The organism is Spirillospora sp. CA-294931, from assembly GCF_050946795.1.
Lineage (GTDB): Bacteria > Actinomycetota > Actinomycetes > Streptosporangiales > Streptosporangiaceae > Spirillospora.
Map to the genome: position 1 here is coordinate 3,651,778 of NZ_CP192006.1, position 17,972 is coordinate 3,669,749.

Genomic DNA, 17,972 nt, shown 5'->3' on the forward strand with positions numbered 1-17,972 from the left:
GAGAAGACATGAGACCGACCATCTACGGGCTGGGGGAGCCGCGCGGACCCGACTTCAGGCCCGCCCCGCCGCCCCCGGCCTGGCCGCCGCCCGCCGAGCCCGCGCCGACGACCCCGTACGCGGCGACGGCGCGGCAGGGATGGGGACGTCCCGTCGGGGTCGTCGCGCTGCTGCTGGCGGCGATGCTCGCCGGGGCGGCGGGCGGACGGCTGGCCGACGCCGAGCCCGCGCCGCCGCGGCAGTCGACCGCGGGCCCGGTCAGCGGCCCGGGCGACCTCAGCGACATCGCGGCGCGCGTCCAGCCGAGCGTGGTGTCGATCGAGGTCCGCTCCGGCTCGGGCCGGGGGACCGGCTCGGGGTTCGTGTTCGACCGCTCCGGCCACGTGCTCACCAACGCGCATGTCGTGGACGGCGGCGGCGACATCGGCGTCGTCCTGTCCGACCGGCGCCGCCTGGACGCCGAGCTGGTCGGCGCCGACCACGCCCAGGACCTGGCCGTGCTGAAGATCGACGCGTCCGACGGGCCCGCGCCCCTGGCCTTCGGCCGCTCGGCCGACGTGCGGGTCGGCGATCCGGTGCTGGCGCTGGGCTCGCCGCTGGGGCTGGCCGGGACCGTCACCGGCGGCATCGTCAGCGCGCTCAGCCGCGAGGTGCGGCTCGGCGATCGGGGGAGCCGGCCCGCTCTGCAGACCGACGCGTCCATCAACCCGGGCAATTCGGGCGGGCCGCTGGTCAACACGCGCGGCGAGGTCATCGGGGTCAACACGGCCATCGCCACCCTCGGCGGCGGGGGAGGGGGCGGCGGGTCCATCGGCATCGGGTTCGCGATCCCGGTGGACCGGGCCGTGGACGGAGCCCAGCGGATCATCCGCTGAGCGCATATCGTCGGGAATCGCGAGAAAGGCGGCAGAGGCGATGCGGTTGCTGGTGGTGGAGGACGAGGAAGACCTGGTCGAGGCGCTCAAGTACGGGCTGGTCCGCGCCGACTACGCCGTCGACGTGGCCGGCGACATCGCGTCGGCGTCGCAGAAGCTCTACGCGGCGTCCTACGACCTGATGATCCTCGACCTCAACCTGCCCGACGGCGACGGCTTCGACCTGTGCCGCTCGGTGCGCCGGGGCGAGCTGGACGGCGAGAGCGACGCCGGGCTGCGCATCCTCATGCTGACCGCCCGCGACCGCCTGGCCGACCGGGTCCGCGGCCTGGACGAGGGCGCCGACGACTACCTGGTCAAGCCGTTCGCCTTCCCCGAGCTGCTGGCCCGCGTCCGCGCCCTGCTGCGCCGCGAGTCCGGCGGCGGGACGTCGGTCTGGACGGTCGGCGACCTCCACCTCGACACCGGCCGCCACGAGGTGTTCCGCGGGACGCGCCCGGTGCAGCTCACGCCCAAGGAGTTCGCGGTGCTGCGGTACCTGATGAGCCGTCCCGGGCAGGTCGTCTCGTCCGAGGACCTGCTGGAGCACGTCTGGGACGAGAACGCCGACCCCTTCACCAACACCGTCCGGGTCACGCTCGGGACCCTGCGCCGCAAGCTCTCGGTCGACGACGAGGAGCAGCTCATCGAGACCCTCGTCCGACGCGGCTACCGCCTGCGGGAGGGCGCACCGGCATGATCTTCCCGCGCCTTCCCTCGTTCGCCCAGTCGATCCGGTTCCGGCTGACGGTCATGTACTCGACGCTGCTGTTCGCGCTGTGCGCGGTGGTCACCATCGGGGTCTACCTCGCCGTGACCGAGAGCGCCGACGCCGAGCCGATCACCAAGACCTACGACGCCGAGAAGACCGTCCAGCGCCCCGACGGCCGCAGCGAGCAGCTCCAGTTCGAGGTCGTGAAGGTCCAGCAGGTCGAGCGGGCCGTCAACTACGAGACCCAGCGGGCGATCAAGAAGTACTCGGCCGGCATCCTCGGCGGGATGTTCGTGGTGAGCCTCGGCCTGGGCTGGGTGCTGTCGGGCCGCGCGCTCAAGCCCGTCCGGGCGATCGCCCGCGCCGCCGAGGAGATCCAGGCGACCGACCTGTCGCGCCGGATCCGGCTGGACGGCCCGCGCGACGAGCTGCGCTACCTCGCCGACACCGTCGACAGCATGCTCGACCGGCTGGACGGCGCCTTCCAGGCCCAGCGGCAGCTGATCGACGACGCCTCGCACGAACTGCGCAGCCCGCTGGCGATCATCCGGGCCAACGTCGACACCGTGCTGTCGGCCCCCGACGCCCCCGCTGAGGACCGCGCGCGGGCCGTCCAGGTCGTCGACCGCGCCACCACCCGGATGACGCGCCTGGTGGAGGACCTGCTGGCCACCGCCCGCCGCTCCGCGCCCGCGTTCCAGGACACCGACGTCGACCTGGCCATGGTCGCCCGCGAGGCGGCCGAGGAGTTCGACCCGCTCGCCGCCGGGCGCGGTCTCGGCCTCGACCGCCGGCTGCGTCCCGGCCTGACGGTCATCGGCGACCACGACGCGCTGCGCCGCGCGGTGGGCAACCTGCTGTCCAACGCCGTCCGGCTGGCCCCGGCGGGCACGGACATCACCGTCGCCGCCGGACGCGCGGACGGCTGGCAGTACGTCGCCGTCCGCGACTCCGGACCGGGCATCCGCCACGACGACCAGGCCCGCGTGTTCGACCGCTTCTGGCGCGGCACCGAGACCCGCCGCTCCCGCGAACCGCGCACGGGCCTCGGGCTCGCGATCGTCCGGCACATCGTGGAGGCGCACGGCGGCCACGTCCGCCTGCACTCCGAACCCGACGTCGGCAGCACCTTCGTCCTGTGGTTCCCGGCCTCCGCCGACGGCGCCGCCGAATCCACCCCACCCGACCTCGACCCCCTGACCCCCGCCCCACTCCCGCCCCGCCAGGCCTGACCCCCTGACCCCCGCCCCGCCAGGCCTGACCCTCTGACCGCCGCCCTGACCTCCGCCCCGCCAGGCCTGACGCCCTGACCGCCGCCCCGCACCCCGCCCCGCCAGGCCTGCCCCTCTGACCGCCGCCCCGCACCCAGCCGCGCGAGGCCTGACGCCCTGCCCCCCGCCCCGCCCCGCCCCGCCAGGCCTGACCCTCTGACGGCTGCCCCGCACCCGGCCCCGCCAGGCCTGACGCCCTGCCCCCCGCCCCGCACTCCGCCCCGCCAGGCTTGGCCCTCTGACCGGCGCCGAACGCCGTGGCCGCTCCGTCCCGCCGGACGTGATCTCCCGACGGTCGCGCGGCGCGTGGCCGCTTCGCCGGGGTGATCTCCTGACCGCCGCCGAGCGGTAGGCGGCGTGTCATCCGGCGGACACGGGCCCGTCATGCCGGGATGAGGTGATGGCGGTGAACCGCCGCAGCCGGAGGGCACGCATGCGCGAGCAGACCTTCCCGTACGACCCCGACGTCCTCGCCGGGTTCCCGGGAGCCCGTTCCTACGAGCACGACGGCGAGCACATCACGTACCTGGCCGAGCGGGGCGGGAAGCCGTACTTGATCCGCGTCCCGCGTACCCCGGGTGCCCCGGTCACCGTCCTGTCGTTCGACGACGAGTTCGACCGCGCCACCCATCTGGCCTCCCGGCCCAAGCTCGTCTCGGATCCCGTTCCGCGCCAGGCCCCCGAGCCCGTCACCTCCTGAGAAGGCGGCACCGCACCCGGGGGGTGTGGTTTTCCGCAGGGAGGGTCGGCGGTGCGCTCCATGGTCGCGGGAGCCGCTGATTTCTAGCGTTCAACGCATGATCCAGATGATGCGTGCGGCGGCGAGTTCGGAGCCCGTGGGTGGGATAGCGGGATGGGCGACGGACCTCATGGAACGGCTGGGCGCCCCCGGGGCGGGCCTGGCGATCGCGTTGGAGAACCTCTTCCCGCCTCTGCCCAGTGAGGTGATCCTTCCGCTGGCGGGGTTCACGGCCGCGCAGGGCGACATGAACCTGATCGCGGCCCTGGTGTGGACGACCATCGGCTCGGTCGTCGGGGCGCTCGCGCTCTACGGGATCGGCGCGCTGATCGGCCGCGACCGGGTGCGGGCGCTGGTGGCCAGGCTCCCGCTGGTCAAGGTCGCCGACCTCGACCGGACGGAGGCGTGGTTCGCCAAGCACGGCGACAAGGCCGTGTTCTTCGGGCGGATGATCCCGATCTTCCGGAGCCTGATCTCGGTTCCGGCGGGCGTCGAGCGGATGCCGATGGTCCGGTTCCTGGTGCTGACGGCGCTCGGGAGCGCCCTGTGGAACACCGCCTTCGTGATGGCCGGGTACGGGCTGGGCGACAATTGGCACCAGGTCGAGCAGTACGTCGGCGTCTACTCCAAGGGCGTGCTGGCGGCGGCGGTCCTGGCGGCCGCGGTGTTCCTGGTCCTGCGTATCGTGAAGGCGCGCAGGACGTCCGAGCCCGAGTCGCAGCCGCGGCCCTACGCCATGCAGGGCCATGACCAGCAGGGACGTCACCGCAGGCAGGACTTCGGTTACAACGGGCAGGACTTCGAACGTGATCGCATCGGGTGACGGCCTGGCCTCCCGACTGGTGAGGGCGGCGGCCGGGCTGGGCCTGGGCGCCGTCTCCGCCGGCGTCGAGCTGGTGCTGCTCCTGGTCGCCGCGCCGCTGATGGCGTTCTCGCTGGTCTTCTCGCGCGGGCGCACCGCCGTGCCGCGCGTCGTGGGCGCGGGCGCGATGCGGATCACCGCCCTGGAGCGGCGCCGCCTGGCGGTGTTCCACGGGCACGAGGAGAACGCCGGGTACGGGCCGCTGCGGGCGGTGGCCTACCTGGTCCTGCGCATCCCGGTCGGGCTGCTCGGCGGCATGATCCTTCTCCTGCTCGCATACGGGGCGACCGCGGGCCTTCTGCTCGCGGTGAGCTGGGCCATCGGCGACTACCTGGACGACATCGAACCGCAGGGCCTGATCATCGCCTACACGCTGGCGCTGGGCATGACGCTGCTGTTCCTGGCGATCCAGGGCCTGATCGGAGTCGTCGCGCTGGAGCGGCGGGTGGCCCGGCGCTGCCTGGGCCCCAACCCCCTGGAGGAATACGAGCGCCGCATCGCCCAGCTCTCGGTCACCCGCGCCGAGGTCGTCGAGGCCGTGGACGACGAGCGCCGCCGGATCGAGCGCGACCTGCACGACGGCGTCCAGCAGCGCCTGGTCGCGCTCGGGATGCTCATCGGGCGCGCCCGCAGGACGGGCAGCTCCGAGCTGCTCCGGCAGGCCCACGAGGAGTCGCGGCGGGCCCTGGAGGAGCTTCGCGAGGTCGCCTGGCGGGTCTACCCGGCGGCGCTGGACGGCGAGGGCCTGCGCACCGCGCTGGAGACGGTGGCCGAGCGGTCCGCGATCCCGGTGAACATCTGGTTCGACATGGCCGAGCGGCCCCCGCACGCCGTGGAGACGGCCGCCTACTTCGTGGTCTGCGAGGCCGTCACCAACGCGGCCAAGCATTCGGGAGCCGCCCGGGTGGACGTCCGGGTCTCCGGGGACGGGACAATGATCAACGTGCGCATCGAGGACGACGGTAAGGGCGGGGCCGACCCCGCGGGCGGCGGGCTGGCCGGGCTCGCGCGCCGGGTCGCGGCGCTCGACGGCGCGTTCAGCGTGCTCAGCCCGCCCGGCGGGCCAACGGTGATCGAGGCGGGCCTGCCGTGCGGTTGATGATCGCGGAAGACTCCACGCTCCTGCGCGAGGGCCTGGTCCGGCTGCTGGCCGAGGAGGGGCACGAGGTCCTGGCGGCGGTCGGCGACGGCGACGCGCTGCTCGCGGCGGTCGAGGCGGGGCCCGTCCCCGACGTGGTCGTGGTCGACGTCCGGATGCCGCCGACCCACACCGACGAGGGCCTGCGCGCCGCCCTGGAGATCCGCCGCGAGCACCCGGGCGTCGGCGTCCTGGTCCTGTCGCAGTACGTCGAGAAGCGCTACGCCACCGAGCTGATCACCGCCGACGCCACCGGGGTCGGCTACCTGCTCAAGGACCGCGTGGCCCAGGTGGACGAGTTCCTCGACGCCCTCGACCGCGTCGGCGCGCGCGGCGCCGCCTTCGACCCCGAGGTCGTTCGCCAGTTGCTGGTGCGCAGCTCGCACACCGACCCGTTGAGCCGCCTGACCACCCGCGAGCGCGACGTCCTCGACCACATGGCCCAGGGCCACACCAACGCCAGCGTCGCCCGGCACCTGCACGTCTCGCAGAGCGCGGTGGAGAAGCACGTCAACGCGATCTTCGACAAGCTGGACCTCTCCCACACGGACGGATACAGCCGCCGGGTCCTGGCCGTTCTGCGGTACCTGGACTCGTGACCGCCGATTCGCGTGGAACGGCACGCTGATACCGATAAGGTCGGCGCCGTGAGTTCGCCATCCCCCGCGCCCTACGGGCCCCCGCACAAGACGCCGGACGCGCCCGGAGTCCCGTCCGACCTCGGCCGTCCCTGGCACGTGGCCGCCGCCGTCGTCCTGTTCGCGGCGCTCTGGACCGCCGTCATGGCCTACGCCGCCGTGCAGGACGGCGAGGGCTTCACCAAGCCCAGCAGCATCGCCTACGGCGTCTTCTGGACCGTCGTCATCGGCCTGTGGCTCTGGCGCGTCTGGCGGGGCGGGCCGATGGCGATCGGGCGGATGGTGCAGCTCTGCTACGCCATCGGGGCGCTCGGCCTGGGCTTCACGATCTACATGACCTACACCTTCTCCGACCTCTTCGAGGACGACGACTGGACGAGAGGCCTGCCCGGCGCCGGGTTCTCCCTGTGCCTGCTGCTGATCGCCTTCCTGCTGAGCCGCCGTCCCGTCCGGGAGTGGTCCCAGACCCGCCGACCGGCCCCGCGCCGCTGATCCGGGAAATCTCCGGGATTTCCCCGCCGGGGCGATGAGTTCCGGATCGGGCTCCGGTCTACCCCTTCGACCAGCCCAACGGAACGAAGGAAGAGTCCCGTGACCGCTCAGCAGCCCGTCCCCCAAGCCCCCGCCAGCGGCCGCGGCCGCTCCGCCGAGATCGCCGTCTGGACGGCCCAGATCGTCCTGGGCCTGTTCATGATCGTCGCTTCGGGCCTGCCCAAGCTCTACGGCCAGGCCACGGCCGTCGAACTCTTCGACGACATCGGCTGGGGCGACTGGTTCCGCTACTTCACCGGCGTGGTCGAGATCGCCGGCGGCGTCGGCCTGCTGATCCCCCGCCTGGCCGCCCCCGCCGCCGTCGGCCTCATCGGCGTCATGATCGGCGCCGTCATCACCAACGTCGCGTTGGACACCCCCGCCTGGACGCTGCTCCCGATCGTCTACGCGGCCCTCTTGGTGGTCATCGCGCGCCGCCGCTGGAGCCAGGCCACCCCGCTTCTCCGCTTCGGCCGCTGAACCGGCCCGCCCCACGCCCGACCCGGGTGGACACGTTCCACGGGGGCGGGCGTGGCATTGTTGGGTGGCGACGGAGGGAGAACCAACGATGGTCGGGATTCTGGAGTGGGGCCCCGCGCAGGCACGGCCCGAGCTGCTCGCCGCGCCCGTGGCGCGGGCGGTCGGCGAGGTGGCCGGGGCGGAGGCCGCCGCGATCGATCCGGACCTGGCCGACACGGCCGCGTTCTGCGAGCGCTACGAGGTGCCGCTGGAGATCAGCGCCAACTGCGTGGTCGTGGCCGCCAAGCGAGGCGGCGAGGTCGGCTACGCCGCGTGCATGGTGCTCGCCACCGGACGGGCCGACGTGAACGGCGTCGTCCGCAGGCACCTCGGCGCCCGCAAGGCCTCGTTCGCGCCCATGGCGGAGGCGACGTCCCTGACCGGAATGGAATACGGGGGCATCACCCCGGTCGGGCTGCCCGCCGACTGGCCGATCCTGGTGGACGAGGCCGTCGCCGCCGCCCCGCTCGTGGTGGTCGGCAGCGGGCTGCGGAGATCGAAACTCCTGCTCCCCGGCAAGGCCGTCGCGGCGCTGCCCGGCGCCGAGGTCGTCGCCCTGGCCCGGTGACCGCGCCGCTCAGCGCCCTGGACGACCCGGGCTGGCGTCCGCTTCCGCCCGACGCGGCCCGGCTTCTGCGCGACCTCGGCGCTCCGCCGCGCCTGGCCGCCCACCTCAGGGTCGTCCACGACGCCGCCTGCGAACTGCTCGCCTGGACGGCCGCCCGCTACCCCGCCGCCGAGGTCGACGCCGACGCCGTCGCGTTCGGCGCCGCCGTTCACGACATCGGCAAGGTGCTCTACCCCGCCGAACTGTCGTCCCCCGGGAACGAGCACGAGCCCGCGGGGGAGAGGCTGCTGCGCGACCGAGGCGTCGACGCGCGGCTCGCCCGCTTCGCCCGCACGCACGCCGCCTGGGACGACGACGGCCTCGCCCTCGACGACCTGCTCGTCGCGCTGGCCGACAAGGTCTGGAAGGCCAAACGCGTCCCCGACCTCGAACGCCGCGTCGTCACCGTGCTGTCGGCCGCGTCCGGCGAGCCCGAGTGGGAGACCTTCCTGGCCCTGGACGACGCCCTCACCCGCATCGCCGGCGACGCCGACGCCCGCCTGGCCTTCCAGTCCGCCTACCCCGTGGGTCACTCGTAGCTGATCATCCCCTCGGGCATCCCGGTCAGCTCGATGGAGGTCCAGATCGGGCGCCAGCCGTCGAGCTCGTGGTACCGGCGCAGCTCGCCGATGCCGCTCAGCCAGCCCATCCACGCGCCGTAGGGCGGGTCGGACGCGTCGAAGCCGCTCTGCGTGAACGTCAGACGGGTCCTGCCCTCGGAGCCCTCCAGCTCCCAGCTCGCCACGGTGCCGTCGTCCCACCGGAGGGAGACCCGGCTCCCGGGGACGAGGTCGACGATCTTCAGGGGCGGCTCGGGGTGGTCGGCGCCTCCCATGGCGAAGTCGCCGCCGATCCGCGGATCGATCTCGACGCTCACGCCGAACCAGCGCGCGAAGGCGGCCGGGTCCATGATCGAGTCGTAGACCGCGCGGGGCGAGGCGTCGATCATGACCTCCTCGCGCATGACGGGCGAGGTGAAGTCGCAGCGCGGCGTCGTCGGGCGTCCCTCCAGATGGTCGGCGAGGTTGGCCAGGGCCAGCGCCCAGAAGGTCGCGACCAGGGCCCGGCTGCCCTTGGCGTCGAACATCTCGTCCCAGGACGGGAGGCCGCTCTGGGCGAGCGTGACGATCGTCGTTTCGGGGGTCTCCTCCTCCAGCGCGAGCTCGACCGTGGTCTCCTCGCCGTCGAGCGTCCAGCCGAAGCGCAGCGTCGTGTCGTCGAGACGCAGCAGGGTCTGGCGCGCCCGGTCGCCCTCCGGGATGGACGGCCCCCAGAACGCGTACCGATGCGGTGGGTCGACCTCGGCGTGCTCGGCGAGCCAGGCGCGCAGCGACCCGGGGTCGGTCAGGGCGTGGTGGACGGCCTTGAGCGGTGCTCCGGCGCGCATCCGGAGCCTCATCGGTTCGGTCATGGCGGTGCTTCCTCCTTGCCGGGGGACGGCGCGGGCCGCGGGTAGCAGGCCAGGGCCAGCTTGAACGCGTCGCCTTCGGCGCCCCCGTATCGGGTGAAGAGGTCCTGCAGCGTGTCGCGCAGGTCGTCCAGGAACGCCTGGCGCTGCTCGGGCCGGACGCGGATCTCGCCCGAGACGGCGACGGACGGCAGTTCGGGCGCGCCCGGGTCGAGCGCGGCGACCTCCTCCTGGACCTCCTCCATGAGGTCGAGGAGGCGGCCGAGGCTCAGCTCGTCGCGCGCCCGGCGCAGGCCGCCGATCCGGCCGACCAGGCGGGGCGACAGCCAGTACGAGCGGGCGCTCGCCTGGTAGACGCCCTCGTTGATCCCGCGCACGCGGCGCTCGGCGACCTGGGTGGCCAGGCCCGCGTCGACCAGGCGTTTGACGTGGTAGTAGACCCGCTGCTGGGTCTGGCCCAGCCGCTGGGCGACCTCGGTGCACGACGCGGGCTCGGCGAGCTGCCGCAGCACCTCGATGCGCGGCGGCTTGAGCAGGGCCTCGGCCTGCTCGAGCTCCTCCAGATACAGGACGTCTCTCATTGCAAAAACTAGTTTGTATGTAAAAAGAGATTTGGTCAATGCTCGGGCGGATAGCGGACCCCGCCTTGGGCGTGGGCCTCCGCCAGGAGCGCCGCGTTGGCGTCCCGCATCTCGCCCGCTGTCCGGCACCCGGGGGACGCGGTGCGCAGCAGGCTGAACAGGACGGGCTCCGCCGGGGCCCGCAGGCGCGGGACGTGCCCGACGCGCAGGGCCTTGATCATGACGAGGCCGCTGAGGCCGATGTCCTCGGGGCCCATCGCGGCCAGCGTTCCGCCGATCAGCTTCGCGGCCCGGTCACCGGGCAGCAGGACCATCTCCCACGGGTGCGGGCGCTCCCACTCGCCGAGTCTGATCAGCTCGTCCACGTCGGGACGCATCCGGTCGGCGAACTCCAGGAAGGGCAGCTCCTCGACGTCCGTGCTCCCGGGGACCGGACGCTCGCCGTCGTACAGGACGGCCTTCGCCTCGAACCGCCATCCGCCGTCCGCGAGAGGCTTGGCTTGGCCGGAGACGTGGTCGGCGCGGATCTCGCGCTGGGCCGCGAGCAGCCCCTCGGCGTCCCCGAATGCGAGCTTGCAGGCCAGCACCCGGCGCGGTGCCGGGACGAGCCGCAGCGCCGCCCGGACGATCACCCCGTGCCGTCCCTGACCCGCCCGAACGGCGTCGAACAGTTCCCGGCGGCGCTCGGGCGAGCACGTCACGATCGCGCCGTCTCCGGTCACCACGTCGAGTTCGAGCACGTTGTCGGCCTGCGTCCCGTGCACGTGCGACGTCCCGCCGATGCCGCCCGCCGAGATCGACCCCCCGACCGAGATGTCGAGCAGGTCGGTCAGCACGGGAGGCATCCACCCTCGCGAAAGCGTGGCCTCCAGGACGTCCCGCCACGTCGCCCCCGCCCCGACGGAGGCCACCCCGGTCGCTTCGACGGATATCTCGCGGACGGCGCGCAGGTCGAGGCTGGCGCCGGTGGTGAGCGACTGGCCCTGGGTCGAGTGGCCGGTGCCCCGGGGGACGGGAATGGTGGGCGCGGTGCGGACGGCGTCGGCCACCTCGGCGGCCGATCGGGGGCGCAGGACGCGGGCGGGGGTGCGCTCGACGGTTCCGCCGAAGTCGCGCATGCGGCCTACCTTTCGCGGAGGCGGGCCGCCACCCGCGCCAGGATGTCGCCGAGCTGGTCGAGGTCGGCGGGGGACAGGACGTTGATCAGGTTCTCGCGGACGAGGCGGCGGTGCCCGGGGCGGACCCTGTCCACGGCGGCGGCGCCCGCGTCGGTGAGCTCCGCCCAGACCGCGCGCCGGTCGCTGTCGCAGGCCGTCCGGCGGACCAGGCCGGCGCGCTCCAGCTGTTTGACCTGGTAGGTGAGGCGGCTCTTGGAGACGGCCGCACCGCGGGCCAGGTCGGACATGCGCAGCCTGTGTCCCTCGGCCAGGTGCAGCGTCACCAGCACCTCGAACTCGGCGTGCGAGAGATCGCCGTCGGATTTGAGCTGCCGCTGGATCTGCTCCTCCAGCAGATGCGAGGCCTCCAGGAACGCCTGCCAGGCGCGCAGTTCGCGAGGGGTCAGAGGCCCGGTTTCGGTCATGACCCGAAGTCTAGTTTATTTCAATTTTAACTAACTCCGCGTAGCGTCCTATATCGTTCAGATTTGAACATCCAGCCCCCACCACCACTGGAGACCTCGCATGAATCCCGCCCAACGCATCCCGGCTCTCGGTGATGCCGGACTGCTGATCGGCCGTCTGGCCCTCGGCGCCATCTTCATCGCGCACGGCTGGCAGAAGTTCGACGACGTCGGCCACGCCGCCGTCACCAAGAACTTCGAGGCCATGGACATCCCGCTGGCGTCCCTCTCGGCGTACTTCGCCACCTGGGTCGAGCTCGTCGGCGGCATCGCGCTCATCCTCGGCGTCCTGGTCCCGGTCGCCGGCGCCCTGCTGGCCTTCAACATGGCCGGCGCGTTCTGGTTCGCCCACTCCGACAACGGCCTCTGGCTCGACAAGGGCGGCTACGAGTACGTCCTGGCCCTCGGCGCCACCGCGCTGCTGCTCGCGCTGATCGGCGGGGGCCGCTTCTCCGTCGACGCCCTGGTCTGGGGACGGCGGGAAACGCCCGAACGGAGCACCGTCGCCGCCTGACCCGGCCGCCGTGCTTTCATGGCGGCATGCATGACAGCGTGCTCGCCGAGTACGCGGGGCTCCAGGCCAGGCTCGCGGATCCGTCCGTCCTGCGCGATTTCGCCCTGGCCCGGCGGCTCCGGCGGTGCCTGGCGGCCCTCGAACCGCTGCGCGAGCACGCCGTCCGGCTGAAAACGCTGCGCGAGGACCTCGCCGACGCCCGCGAGCTGGCCTCGGCCGACCCCACATGGGCGGCCGAGGCCGAGCGGCTCGCGGCCGAGACCTCCGACATCGAGGCCGAGCTGTCCGGGGGCCTCGCGTGGCGCGACCCCTACGACCCGTATGACGTGATCCTCCGCGTCCACGCCCAGGCCGACGACGAGGCGACCACCTTCGTCACCGCCCTCACGCGCAAATACCGCCGCTACTGCGAACGGCGCGGCTGGACGTGCGAGGCCATCGACGGCCACTCCGCCGACGGTCCGCAGTGGATGGTGACGATGGCCGTCACGGCGGGGGAGGACGGCCCCGGCGCCTGGTCCCGGCTCAAGGCGGAGAACGGCCTGCACACCGCCCGCCTGCGCGCCGCGGGGGAGGACCGGCTGATGACCGCCGCCGTCCGCGTGACCGTGCTCCCCGACGTCCACGGCGAGGACGTCGCGCTGGACGCCGCCGACCTGACCTTCCACCTCGTCTGCACCCGCAGGCCCGGGGCGCCGACCAGCCTCCTGGTCGGCCACGAGCCGACGGGCGTGGAGGCCTGGGGCGTCGCGCCCCACCCCCACGAGGCCAAGGAGCGCGGGCTGCGCACCGTCCGCGCCTTCGTGGCCGCCGCGGCCATCGGCATCGGCGAGCCCGCGCACCAGTACGTCAACCGCGGCGCCGAACGCGTCCGGCACTACGACCTGCTGCGGGAGCGCCGCGATTGACCTGCGGTGTCACCATCGCTGTCACCGTCCCCGAGCATCCCTTCCGTCACCGGATACCGCCGGTTAACACCACGGTGCCAAGATGTTCCCGATGACCGTTTCTGGGCATGGTGATCATCTAGGTTCCTGGAAGGGCAGGTCTCTCGTGACAACCGGAAGTGAGTTCGTCGTGGTGGCCAACCGGCTGCCTGTCGATCGGGTCATCGACGAGGCGGGGAAGGCGGCCTGGCGGCGCAGTCCCGGCGGCCTCGTCAGCGCGATCGCACCGGTCATGCGGCGGCGTGAGGGCACGTGGGTCGGATGGGCCGGCGCCGCCGACGAGGCGCTCGAACCCTTCGAAGAGGACGGCATGCACCTGGTGCCGGTGACCCAGTCCTCCGAGGACGTCGAGCTGTACTACGAAGGGTTCTCCAACGCCACCCTGTGGCCGCTCTACCACGATGTCGTCGCGCCTCCCGTATACGACCGCGCGATGTGGGACGCCTACGTCCGCGTCAACGAGAGGTTCGCCGAGGCCACCGCCAAGGTCGCGGGCGAGGGCGCCATCGTCTGGATCCAGGACTACCAGCTGCAGCTCGTCCCGGCGCTGCTGCGCAAGATGCGCCCGGACGTGCGCATCGGTTTCTTCCTGCACATCCCGTTCCCCCCGCTGGAACTGTTCTGGCAGCTCCCGTGGCGGCGGCAGATCCTCGAAGGGCTCCTGGGCGCCGACCTGGTCGGATTCCAGCTGCCGGGCGCGGCGCAGAACTTCGTACGGCTGTGCCGCCGTCTGCTGGACGCCCGTTACGTGAAGCAGGACGTCCACTGGGACGACCGCGTCATCAGGGCGCGGGCCTTCCCGATCTCGGTCGACGTCGGCGAGCTCCAGGAACTGGTCGCCCGTCCCGAGGTGCGCGCCCGCGCCGAGGAACTGCGGACCGACCTCGGCGACGCCACGATCCTGCTCGGCGTCGACCGGCTCGACTACACCAAGGGCATCACGCAGCGCCTGGAGGCATTCGGGGAACTGTTCACCGACGGGTACCTCAAGCCCGGGCAGGCGGCGTTCGTGCAGATCGCCACGCCCAGCCGCGAGCGCGTCGAGCAGTACCAGCTCCTGCGCGAGCAGATCGAGCAGCAGGTCGGACGCATCAACGGCGAGCACGGTGAGATCGGGTTCCCCGTGGTGCACTACATGCACAACTCCTACGCCCGCGACGAACTCGCGGCCCTGTACCTGGCCGCGGACGTGATGGTCGTGACCCCGTTGCGCGACGGCATGAACCTGGTCGCCAAGGAGTACGTGGCCTGCCGCGACGACCTGCGCGGCGCCCTGGTCCTCAGCGAGTTCGCCGGTGCCGCCGCCGAACTGAAGCGGGCGTTCCAGGTCAACCCGTACGACATCGACGGGCTCAAGGACACCCTGCGCGCCGCCCTCAACGCCAGCCCCGCGGACCAGGCCCGCCGGATGCGCGCCATGCGCAGGCGGGTCCTGGAGCACGATGTCGACCGCTGGGCGCTCGACTTCCTCAGCTCGCTGGAACAGCCCGCCTGAGCCGCAGGTCGAAGGCCGCCCAGACGGCCTTGCCCCCGGTTCCCAGCGGGGCCCAGCCCCACGAGTCGCTCACAGCGCTCACGACCAGCAGCCCCCGACCCCCCTCGCCGAACCGCGAAGGCTCTTGCGCGACCGGCTCCGGCGGAGAACCGCCGGGGTCGGTCACGACGACCACGAGCCGTCGCGGGTGCCCCAGTAGGACGAGTTGGATCGGGTGTGCCGGCATGGGCTGCGGCATGTCCCGCAGGCCGTGCCGCAAAGCGTTGGTCACCAGCTCGGAGATGGTGACCGCCACATCATCGGCGGGTCCGCCCAGCTCCCACTCCTTGAGAGTGGCGTGGGCGAAGTCACGCGCGGTCTTCGGCGCGGTCGGCTCGGCGGGCAGCACGCGCCGCGCCGTCCTCGGTGTTCCCGAGGGCGGCGTCGGCCAGAGCCCGGCGAGTCCCGGCGTCGGCGTGGGCACGACGGACACCGCGGCCGGCGCGGTGTCCGCCACGGCCGCGGGCCGCGCGTCCACCCATGTCGGGTGGTCCACGACGACCGCGTGACGCTGCTCCCGCCGTGCGCGGGCGGCGGCGCGAGCCGCTACGTCGTCTGCCTGGTCAACGATCATTGTCAAACCCCATCGGCGCTCGAATAGGTCAGGGGCGAGCGTTCGCTATCTTGCTCCCCAAGTCGTGCAGATGCAAGACCGTCTGCAAGAACGGATGCACGTGCATCTCGTACCATGGTGTTGGGGTGGGGCGAGATCGCGACCTCCCAGTAGGGAGGCGGAACGCCTTAAAGGGGGCAAAGATGGACGGCACGGAGCTGTCGGACGTCTGGCGACACGACCTTGTCTGGCAGAAGAGCCGCCGTAGCAATCCGAGCGGGAACTGCGTCGAGATGGCCGAACTCCCCTCCGGAGAGATCGCGGTTCGTAACTCCCGGTATCCGGACGGCCCGATCCTCGTCTACACGCGGGAGGAGGTCGAGGCCTTCGTCGGAGGCGCCAAGGACGGCGACTTCGACCACATGCTCGTCTGAAAGCCCGGTAAGACCCCGCTGAGCCCGTCCCCCAAGGCGGGCTCAGACCGGGCCTCTGACCAGCAGAGCCATCACCCTCCGCGAACCCCCCGCACGTGCACGCGACCCCCAACGAAGCCCAGCCGAGGCCACACCCGCGCCGACCCAGGTCAGCGCCCCGCCGACCCCGGGCGGACACCGTCCCCAAGGTGTCACCAACTGCTCTCCCAACTGCTGGCAGCCCGTTCAGTGACACTTGTGAAAACCCCAGGCGGCCAAGGTGTCACCACCCCGAACCGCCCCAGTCAAGGCCGCCTCCTTGTCAAGAACCAAGTCGGCCCGCCCGCCAAGTCCCCCCACAAGCCCCTGAGAAGCTCCAGGAAGCCCCACCCCCGCCCCAAGTCCCCAAACCCCACCCCGCCCCCTTTCAAAGCCCTGTGAGTTCGCTCAACCCTCCCTGAGCCCCCAAGCTCCCCACCCCACTGGCCCCACCCACCCCCACAACCCCACTGGTCTCCTTCTCACCGCCAGAGCGAACGCTGGTGCTCATTTGGGCGGAGCGGGCTTGCGTTGGCTTTGGCTTGGGCCGGGTCGTGGGTGAGGGGTGGGTGGGCTGCTTCTGGGGATGCGAAACGCCCCGGTCGGTGGGTCCGGCCGGGGCGTTCTGGTCGTGCGTGTTGGGGCTAGTGCATGGGCATGGGGGTGTCGGCCGCCGGGGTGGCGGGCTTGCGGCGGGGGAGGAGGAAGGCCGGGATGAACGCCAGGAGGAGGAGGGCGGTCGCCCACAGGAAGGTGTTCTGGTAGGCCTCGGCCATGGGGCCGGCGATCTTGATCCGGACGGCGTCCGGGATCTTGCCGCCCTCGGGGGCCGCGCCGCCGCTCTCGCCCAGCTTGGACGTGAGCTGGTTGGCCAGCAGGACCGCGATCATCGCGGTACCGATGGACGCGGAGACCTGCTGGATGATGTTCAGCATGGTGCTCGCGCGGGGCACCTCGTCGTGGGCCAGGGTCTGGATGGCCGCCGCCATGGTCGGCATCATCGTCATACCCATGCCCATGCCCATGACGAACAGCGCCAGGCCGAGGGTCCAGTAGGACGTGTCGGCCTCCAGGAGGCCGGCGTAGGCGCCCGTGGACAGGACGACGACCACCATTCCGGTCAGGACGACGCGTCCCGGGCCCATCTTGTCGGTGATCTTGCCGCCGACCGGCATGGTCAGCATCGCGCCGAGGCCCTGCGGGGCCAGCAGGAGGCCGGCCGAGAGCGCGCTCTCGCCGCGCACCGTCTGGTAGTAGAGCGGCATGAGGAGCATGGCGCCCATGAAGGCCGCCATGAACAGCATCATCGTGCCCGAGGCCGCGGCGACGGACTTGCGCTTGAGCAGCCGCAGGTCGATCAGCGGGTTCTTGGCGGTCAGCGCGCGGAACACGAACGCCAGCGTCAGCGCGAGACCGGCGAGCGTCGGGATCAGCGCCTCGAGCTCGGTGAAGTCGCGCAGCTCGGCGCCCTTGGCCAGGCCGTAGATCAGGGACGCGAGACCGGGCGACAGCAGGAGCAGCCCGAGGATGTCGAGCCGTTCGGCCGGCTGCGGGGTGTCGCGCTTGAGGATCTTGGCGGCCAGGAACAGCGCGACGATGCCGATCGGCAGGTTGATGAAGAAGATCCAGCGCCAGGACACGTCGTCGACCAGGTAGCCGCCGAGGATCGGCCCGAGGATGGGGCCGAGCAGCATCGGCACGCCGACGACGCTCATGACCTGGCCGACCCGCTGCGGGCCCGCGGCATGCGTCAGGATCGTCATGCCCGCGGGCATGATCATGCCGCCGCCGAGCCCCTGGAGGACGCGGAAGGCGATCAGCGACTCGGCCGACCAGGCGAGCCCGGCCAGCATCGAGCCGGCCACGAACAGGCCGATCGAGATCATGTAGAGGCGCTTGGTGCCGAATCGGGCCGAGGCCCATCCGGTGATCGGGATCACGGTGGCCAGGGCAAGGGTGTAGCCGGTGGCCACCCACTGGATCGTCGCCAGCGGAGTCTTGAACTCCCTGGACAGATCGTTGATCGCGACGTTGACGACCGTCACGTCCAGGATGGACATGATGGCGCCGAGCACGACGACCATGGCCGCCGCCCATACGCCGCGATCAAGGCCTCCGCCGGAGTCGGCCGACTCCGGGTGGCCTGCCGCGGTCTTTGGAGACGCGGGAGCGGTCACTGTAAGTCATCCAATCGTCAGGCCCGGGCATGGGCGAATCAGGAGTGTTCAGCGGGGTGGGATGCTCTGCCGCAGCAAAATACTGCAGAGACTGACACTTTCGCGAACGATTAAACTCGGGTGGGTCCCGGAGTATTCCTGGGGCCTCTGACATTTTCGGTTCGACGTCCCTCCACGCTCGGACCTCAATGGCACTCGAGGTCAAGCGGATGTGGCGAACGTCTCTGACGCAGGGGCAGACCAGGGGATCGCCC

The 17,972-nt window shown here is 72.1% G+C and carries 21 protein-coding genes; 15 read left to right on the top strand and 6 right to left on the bottom strand.

The window, feature by feature from the left end:
- Positions 1–8 precede the first annotated feature (8 nt).
- The 11 genes from ACQPY4_RS16225 (at position 9) to ACQPY4_RS16275 (ending at position 8,470) form a co-directional block, all read left to right on the top strand.
- Positions 9–875: a S1C family serine protease gene (locus ACQPY4_RS16225; RefSeq protein ID WP_433337108.1), complete on the top strand. Its 867-nt coding sequence runs from the start codon at positions 9–11 to the stop codon at positions 873–875.
- 40 nt (positions 876–915) lie between these two features.
- Positions 916–1,614 carry a response regulator transcription factor gene (locus ACQPY4_RS16230; RefSeq protein ID WP_433337109.1) on the top strand — a complete coding sequence of 233 codons (699 nt, stop codon included), beginning with the start codon at positions 916–918 and terminating at the stop codon, positions 1,612–1,614.
- Positions 1,611–2,858 (top strand): sensor histidine kinase, encoded by a 1,248-nt coding sequence (locus ACQPY4_RS16235; protein ID WP_433337110.1) that lies wholly within the window; start codon positions 1,611–1,613, stop codon positions 2,856–2,858. The genes ACQPY4_RS16230 and ACQPY4_RS16235 overlap by 4 nt, the downstream gene beginning before the upstream one ends.
- Positions 2,859–3,330: 472 nt before the next feature.
- Entirely contained in the window at positions 3,331–3,597 is a 267-nt protein-coding gene (locus tag ACQPY4_RS16240; RefSeq protein ID WP_433337111.1) for a hypothetical protein, read from the top strand.
- Between the two features lie 97 nt (positions 3,598–3,694).
- Positions 3,695–4,459: a DedA family protein gene (locus tag ACQPY4_RS16245; protein ID WP_433337112.1), complete on the top strand. Its 765-nt coding sequence runs from the start codon at positions 3,695–3,697 to the stop codon at positions 4,457–4,459.
- On the top strand, positions 4,443–5,597 hold the full coding sequence (locus ACQPY4_RS16250; RefSeq protein ID WP_433337114.1) for a sensor histidine kinase: 1,155 nt from the start codon (positions 4,443–4,445) through the stop codon (positions 5,595–5,597). Before ACQPY4_RS16245 ends, ACQPY4_RS16250 begins: the two co-directional genes overlap by 17 nt.
- Positions 5,588–6,235 (top strand): response regulator, encoded by a 648-nt coding sequence (locus tag ACQPY4_RS16255; protein ID WP_433337116.1) that lies wholly within the window; start codon positions 5,588–5,590, stop codon positions 6,233–6,235. The genes ACQPY4_RS16250 and ACQPY4_RS16255 overlap by 10 nt, the downstream gene beginning before the upstream one ends.
- Before the next feature lie 48 nt (positions 6,236–6,283).
- Positions 6,284–6,766 (top strand): hypothetical protein, encoded by a 483-nt coding sequence (locus tag ACQPY4_RS16260; RefSeq protein WP_433337118.1) that lies wholly within the window; start codon positions 6,284–6,286, stop codon positions 6,764–6,766.
- 99 nt (positions 6,767–6,865) lie between these two features.
- Entirely contained in the window at positions 6,866–7,285 is a 420-nt protein-coding gene (locus ACQPY4_RS16265; protein ID WP_433337120.1) for a DoxX family protein, read from the top strand.
- Between the two features lie 88 nt (positions 7,286–7,373).
- Positions 7,374–7,892: a YbaK/EbsC family protein gene (locus tag ACQPY4_RS16270; protein WP_433337122.1), complete on the top strand. Its 519-nt coding sequence runs from the start codon at positions 7,374–7,376 to the stop codon at positions 7,890–7,892.
- Positions 7,889–8,470 carry an HD domain-containing protein gene (locus ACQPY4_RS16275; RefSeq protein WP_433337124.1) on the top strand — a complete coding sequence of 194 codons (582 nt, stop codon included), beginning with the start codon at positions 7,889–7,891 and terminating at the stop codon, positions 8,468–8,470. Before ACQPY4_RS16270 ends, ACQPY4_RS16275 begins: the two co-directional genes overlap by 4 nt.
- Here ACQPY4_RS16275 and ACQPY4_RS16280 read toward each other — a convergent pair.
- Genes ACQPY4_RS16280 through ACQPY4_RS16295 form a run of 4 tightly spaced genes read right to left on the bottom strand, consistent with a single transcriptional unit; the run spans position 8,461 to position 11,502 of the window.
- Complete coding sequence (locus ACQPY4_RS16280) at positions 8,461–9,342, bottom strand: SRPBCC domain-containing protein (protein WP_433337126.1); 882 nt, start codon at positions 9,340–9,342, stop codon at positions 8,461–8,463. The genes ACQPY4_RS16275 and ACQPY4_RS16280 overlap by 10 nt on opposite strands.
- Positions 9,339–9,920 carry an ArsR/SmtB family transcription factor gene (locus ACQPY4_RS16285; RefSeq protein WP_433337128.1) on the bottom strand — a complete coding sequence of 194 codons (582 nt, stop codon included), beginning with the start codon at positions 9,918–9,920 and terminating at the stop codon, positions 9,339–9,341. Before ACQPY4_RS16285 ends, ACQPY4_RS16280 begins: the two co-directional genes overlap by 4 nt.
- Before the next feature lie 35 nt (positions 9,921–9,955).
- A complete protein-coding gene (locus ACQPY4_RS16290) occupies positions 9,956–11,038 on the bottom strand; it encodes an FAD-binding protein (RefSeq protein WP_433337130.1) in 1,083 nt (360 codons plus the stop codon).
- A gap of 5 nt (positions 11,039–11,043) precedes the next feature.
- Positions 11,044–11,502, bottom strand: coding sequence for a MarR family winged helix-turn-helix transcriptional regulator (locus ACQPY4_RS16295; protein ID WP_433337132.1), 459 nt, complete (start codon positions 11,500–11,502; stop codon positions 11,044–11,046).
- A gap of 100 nt (positions 11,503–11,602) precedes the next feature.
- Between ACQPY4_RS16295 and ACQPY4_RS16300 the strand changes: the two genes are divergently transcribed.
- The 3 genes from ACQPY4_RS16300 (at position 11,603) to ACQPY4_RS16310 (ending at position 14,497) form a co-directional block, all read left to right on the top strand.
- Positions 11,603–12,055: a DoxX family protein gene (locus ACQPY4_RS16300; protein ID WP_433337134.1), complete on the top strand. Its 453-nt coding sequence runs from the start codon at positions 11,603–11,605 to the stop codon at positions 12,053–12,055.
- 26 nt (positions 12,056–12,081) lie between these two features.
- A complete protein-coding gene (locus tag ACQPY4_RS16305) occupies positions 12,082–12,963 on the top strand; it encodes a PCRF domain-containing protein (protein ID WP_433337136.1) in 882 nt (293 codons plus the stop codon).
- A 145-nt stretch (positions 12,964–13,108) separates the two neighbouring features.
- Positions 13,109–14,497, top strand: a complete 1,389-nt coding sequence (locus ACQPY4_RS16310; protein WP_433337138.1) for an alpha,alpha-trehalose-phosphate synthase (UDP-forming) — start codon at positions 13,109–13,111, stop codon at positions 14,495–14,497.
- On the opposite strand, the gene ACQPY4_RS16315 is transcribed toward ACQPY4_RS16310, so the two are convergent.
- Positions 14,472–15,110, bottom strand: a complete 639-nt coding sequence (locus ACQPY4_RS16315; protein ID WP_433337140.1) for an ATP-binding protein — start codon at positions 15,108–15,110, stop codon at positions 14,472–14,474. The genes ACQPY4_RS16310 and ACQPY4_RS16315 overlap by 26 nt on opposite strands.
- A 182-nt stretch (positions 15,111–15,292) precedes the next feature.
- On the opposite strand from ACQPY4_RS16315, the gene ACQPY4_RS16320 reads away from it, so the two are divergent.
- Positions 15,293–15,523 (top strand): DUF397 domain-containing protein, encoded by a 231-nt coding sequence (locus tag ACQPY4_RS16320; RefSeq protein ID WP_433337142.1) that lies wholly within the window; start codon positions 15,293–15,295, stop codon positions 15,521–15,523.
- A 662-nt stretch (positions 15,524–16,185) separates the two neighbouring features.
- Here ACQPY4_RS16320 and ACQPY4_RS16325 read toward each other — a convergent pair.
- Entirely contained in the window at positions 16,186–17,718 is a 1,533-nt protein-coding gene (locus ACQPY4_RS16325; RefSeq protein WP_433337144.1) for a DHA2 family efflux MFS transporter permease subunit, read from the bottom strand.
- Positions 17,719–17,972 lie beyond the last annotated feature (254 nt).

Excerpts from the sequence above, each read along its gene's own strand:
- ACQPY4_RS16225 (WP_433337108.1), top strand. The coding sequence starts at position 9 with ATGAGACCGACCATCTACGGGCTGGGGGAGCCGCGCGGACCCGACTTC.
- ACQPY4_RS16230 (WP_433337109.1), top strand. The coding sequence starts at position 916 with ATGCGGTTGCTGGTGGTGGAGGACGAGGAAGACCTGGTCGAGGCGCTC.
- ACQPY4_RS16235 (WP_433337110.1), top strand. The coding sequence starts at position 1,611 with ATGATCTTCCCGCGCCTTCCCTCGTTCGCCCAGTCGATCCGGTTCCGG.
- ACQPY4_RS16240 (WP_433337111.1), top strand. The coding sequence starts at position 3,331 with ATGCGCGAGCAGACCTTCCCGTACGACCCCGACGTCCTCGCCGGGTTC.
- ACQPY4_RS16245 (WP_433337112.1), top strand. The coding sequence starts at position 3,695 with ATGATCCAGATGATGCGTGCGGCGGCGAGTTCGGAGCCCGTGGGTGGG.
- ACQPY4_RS16270 (WP_433337122.1), top strand. The coding sequence starts at position 7,374 with ATGGTCGGGATTCTGGAGTGGGGCCCCGCGCAGGCACGGCCCGAGCTG.
- ACQPY4_RS16280 (WP_433337126.1), bottom strand. The coding sequence starts at position 9,342 with ATGACCGAACCGATGAGGCTCCGGATGCGCGCCGGAGCACCGCTCAAG.
- ACQPY4_RS16285 (WP_433337128.1), bottom strand. The coding sequence starts at position 9,920 with ATGAGAGACGTCCTGTATCTGGAGGAGCTCGAGCAGGCCGAGGCCCTG.
- ACQPY4_RS16290 (WP_433337130.1), bottom strand. The coding sequence starts at position 11,038 with ATGCGCGACTTCGGCGGAACCGTCGAGCGCACCCCCGCCCGCGTCCTG.
- ACQPY4_RS16295 (WP_433337132.1), bottom strand. The coding sequence starts at position 11,502 with ATGACCGAAACCGGGCCTCTGACCCCTCGCGAACTGCGCGCCTGGCAG.
- ACQPY4_RS16300 (WP_433337134.1), top strand. The coding sequence starts at position 11,603 with ATGAATCCCGCCCAACGCATCCCGGCTCTCGGTGATGCCGGACTGCTG.
- ACQPY4_RS16305 (WP_433337136.1), top strand. The coding sequence starts at position 12,082 with ATGCATGACAGCGTGCTCGCCGAGTACGCGGGGCTCCAGGCCAGGCTC.
- ACQPY4_RS16315 (WP_433337140.1), bottom strand. The coding sequence starts at position 15,110 with ATGATCGTTGACCAGGCAGACGACGTAGCGGCTCGCGCCGCCGCCCGC.
- ACQPY4_RS16320 (WP_433337142.1), top strand. The coding sequence starts at position 15,293 with ATGGACGGCACGGAGCTGTCGGACGTCTGGCGACACGACCTTGTCTGG.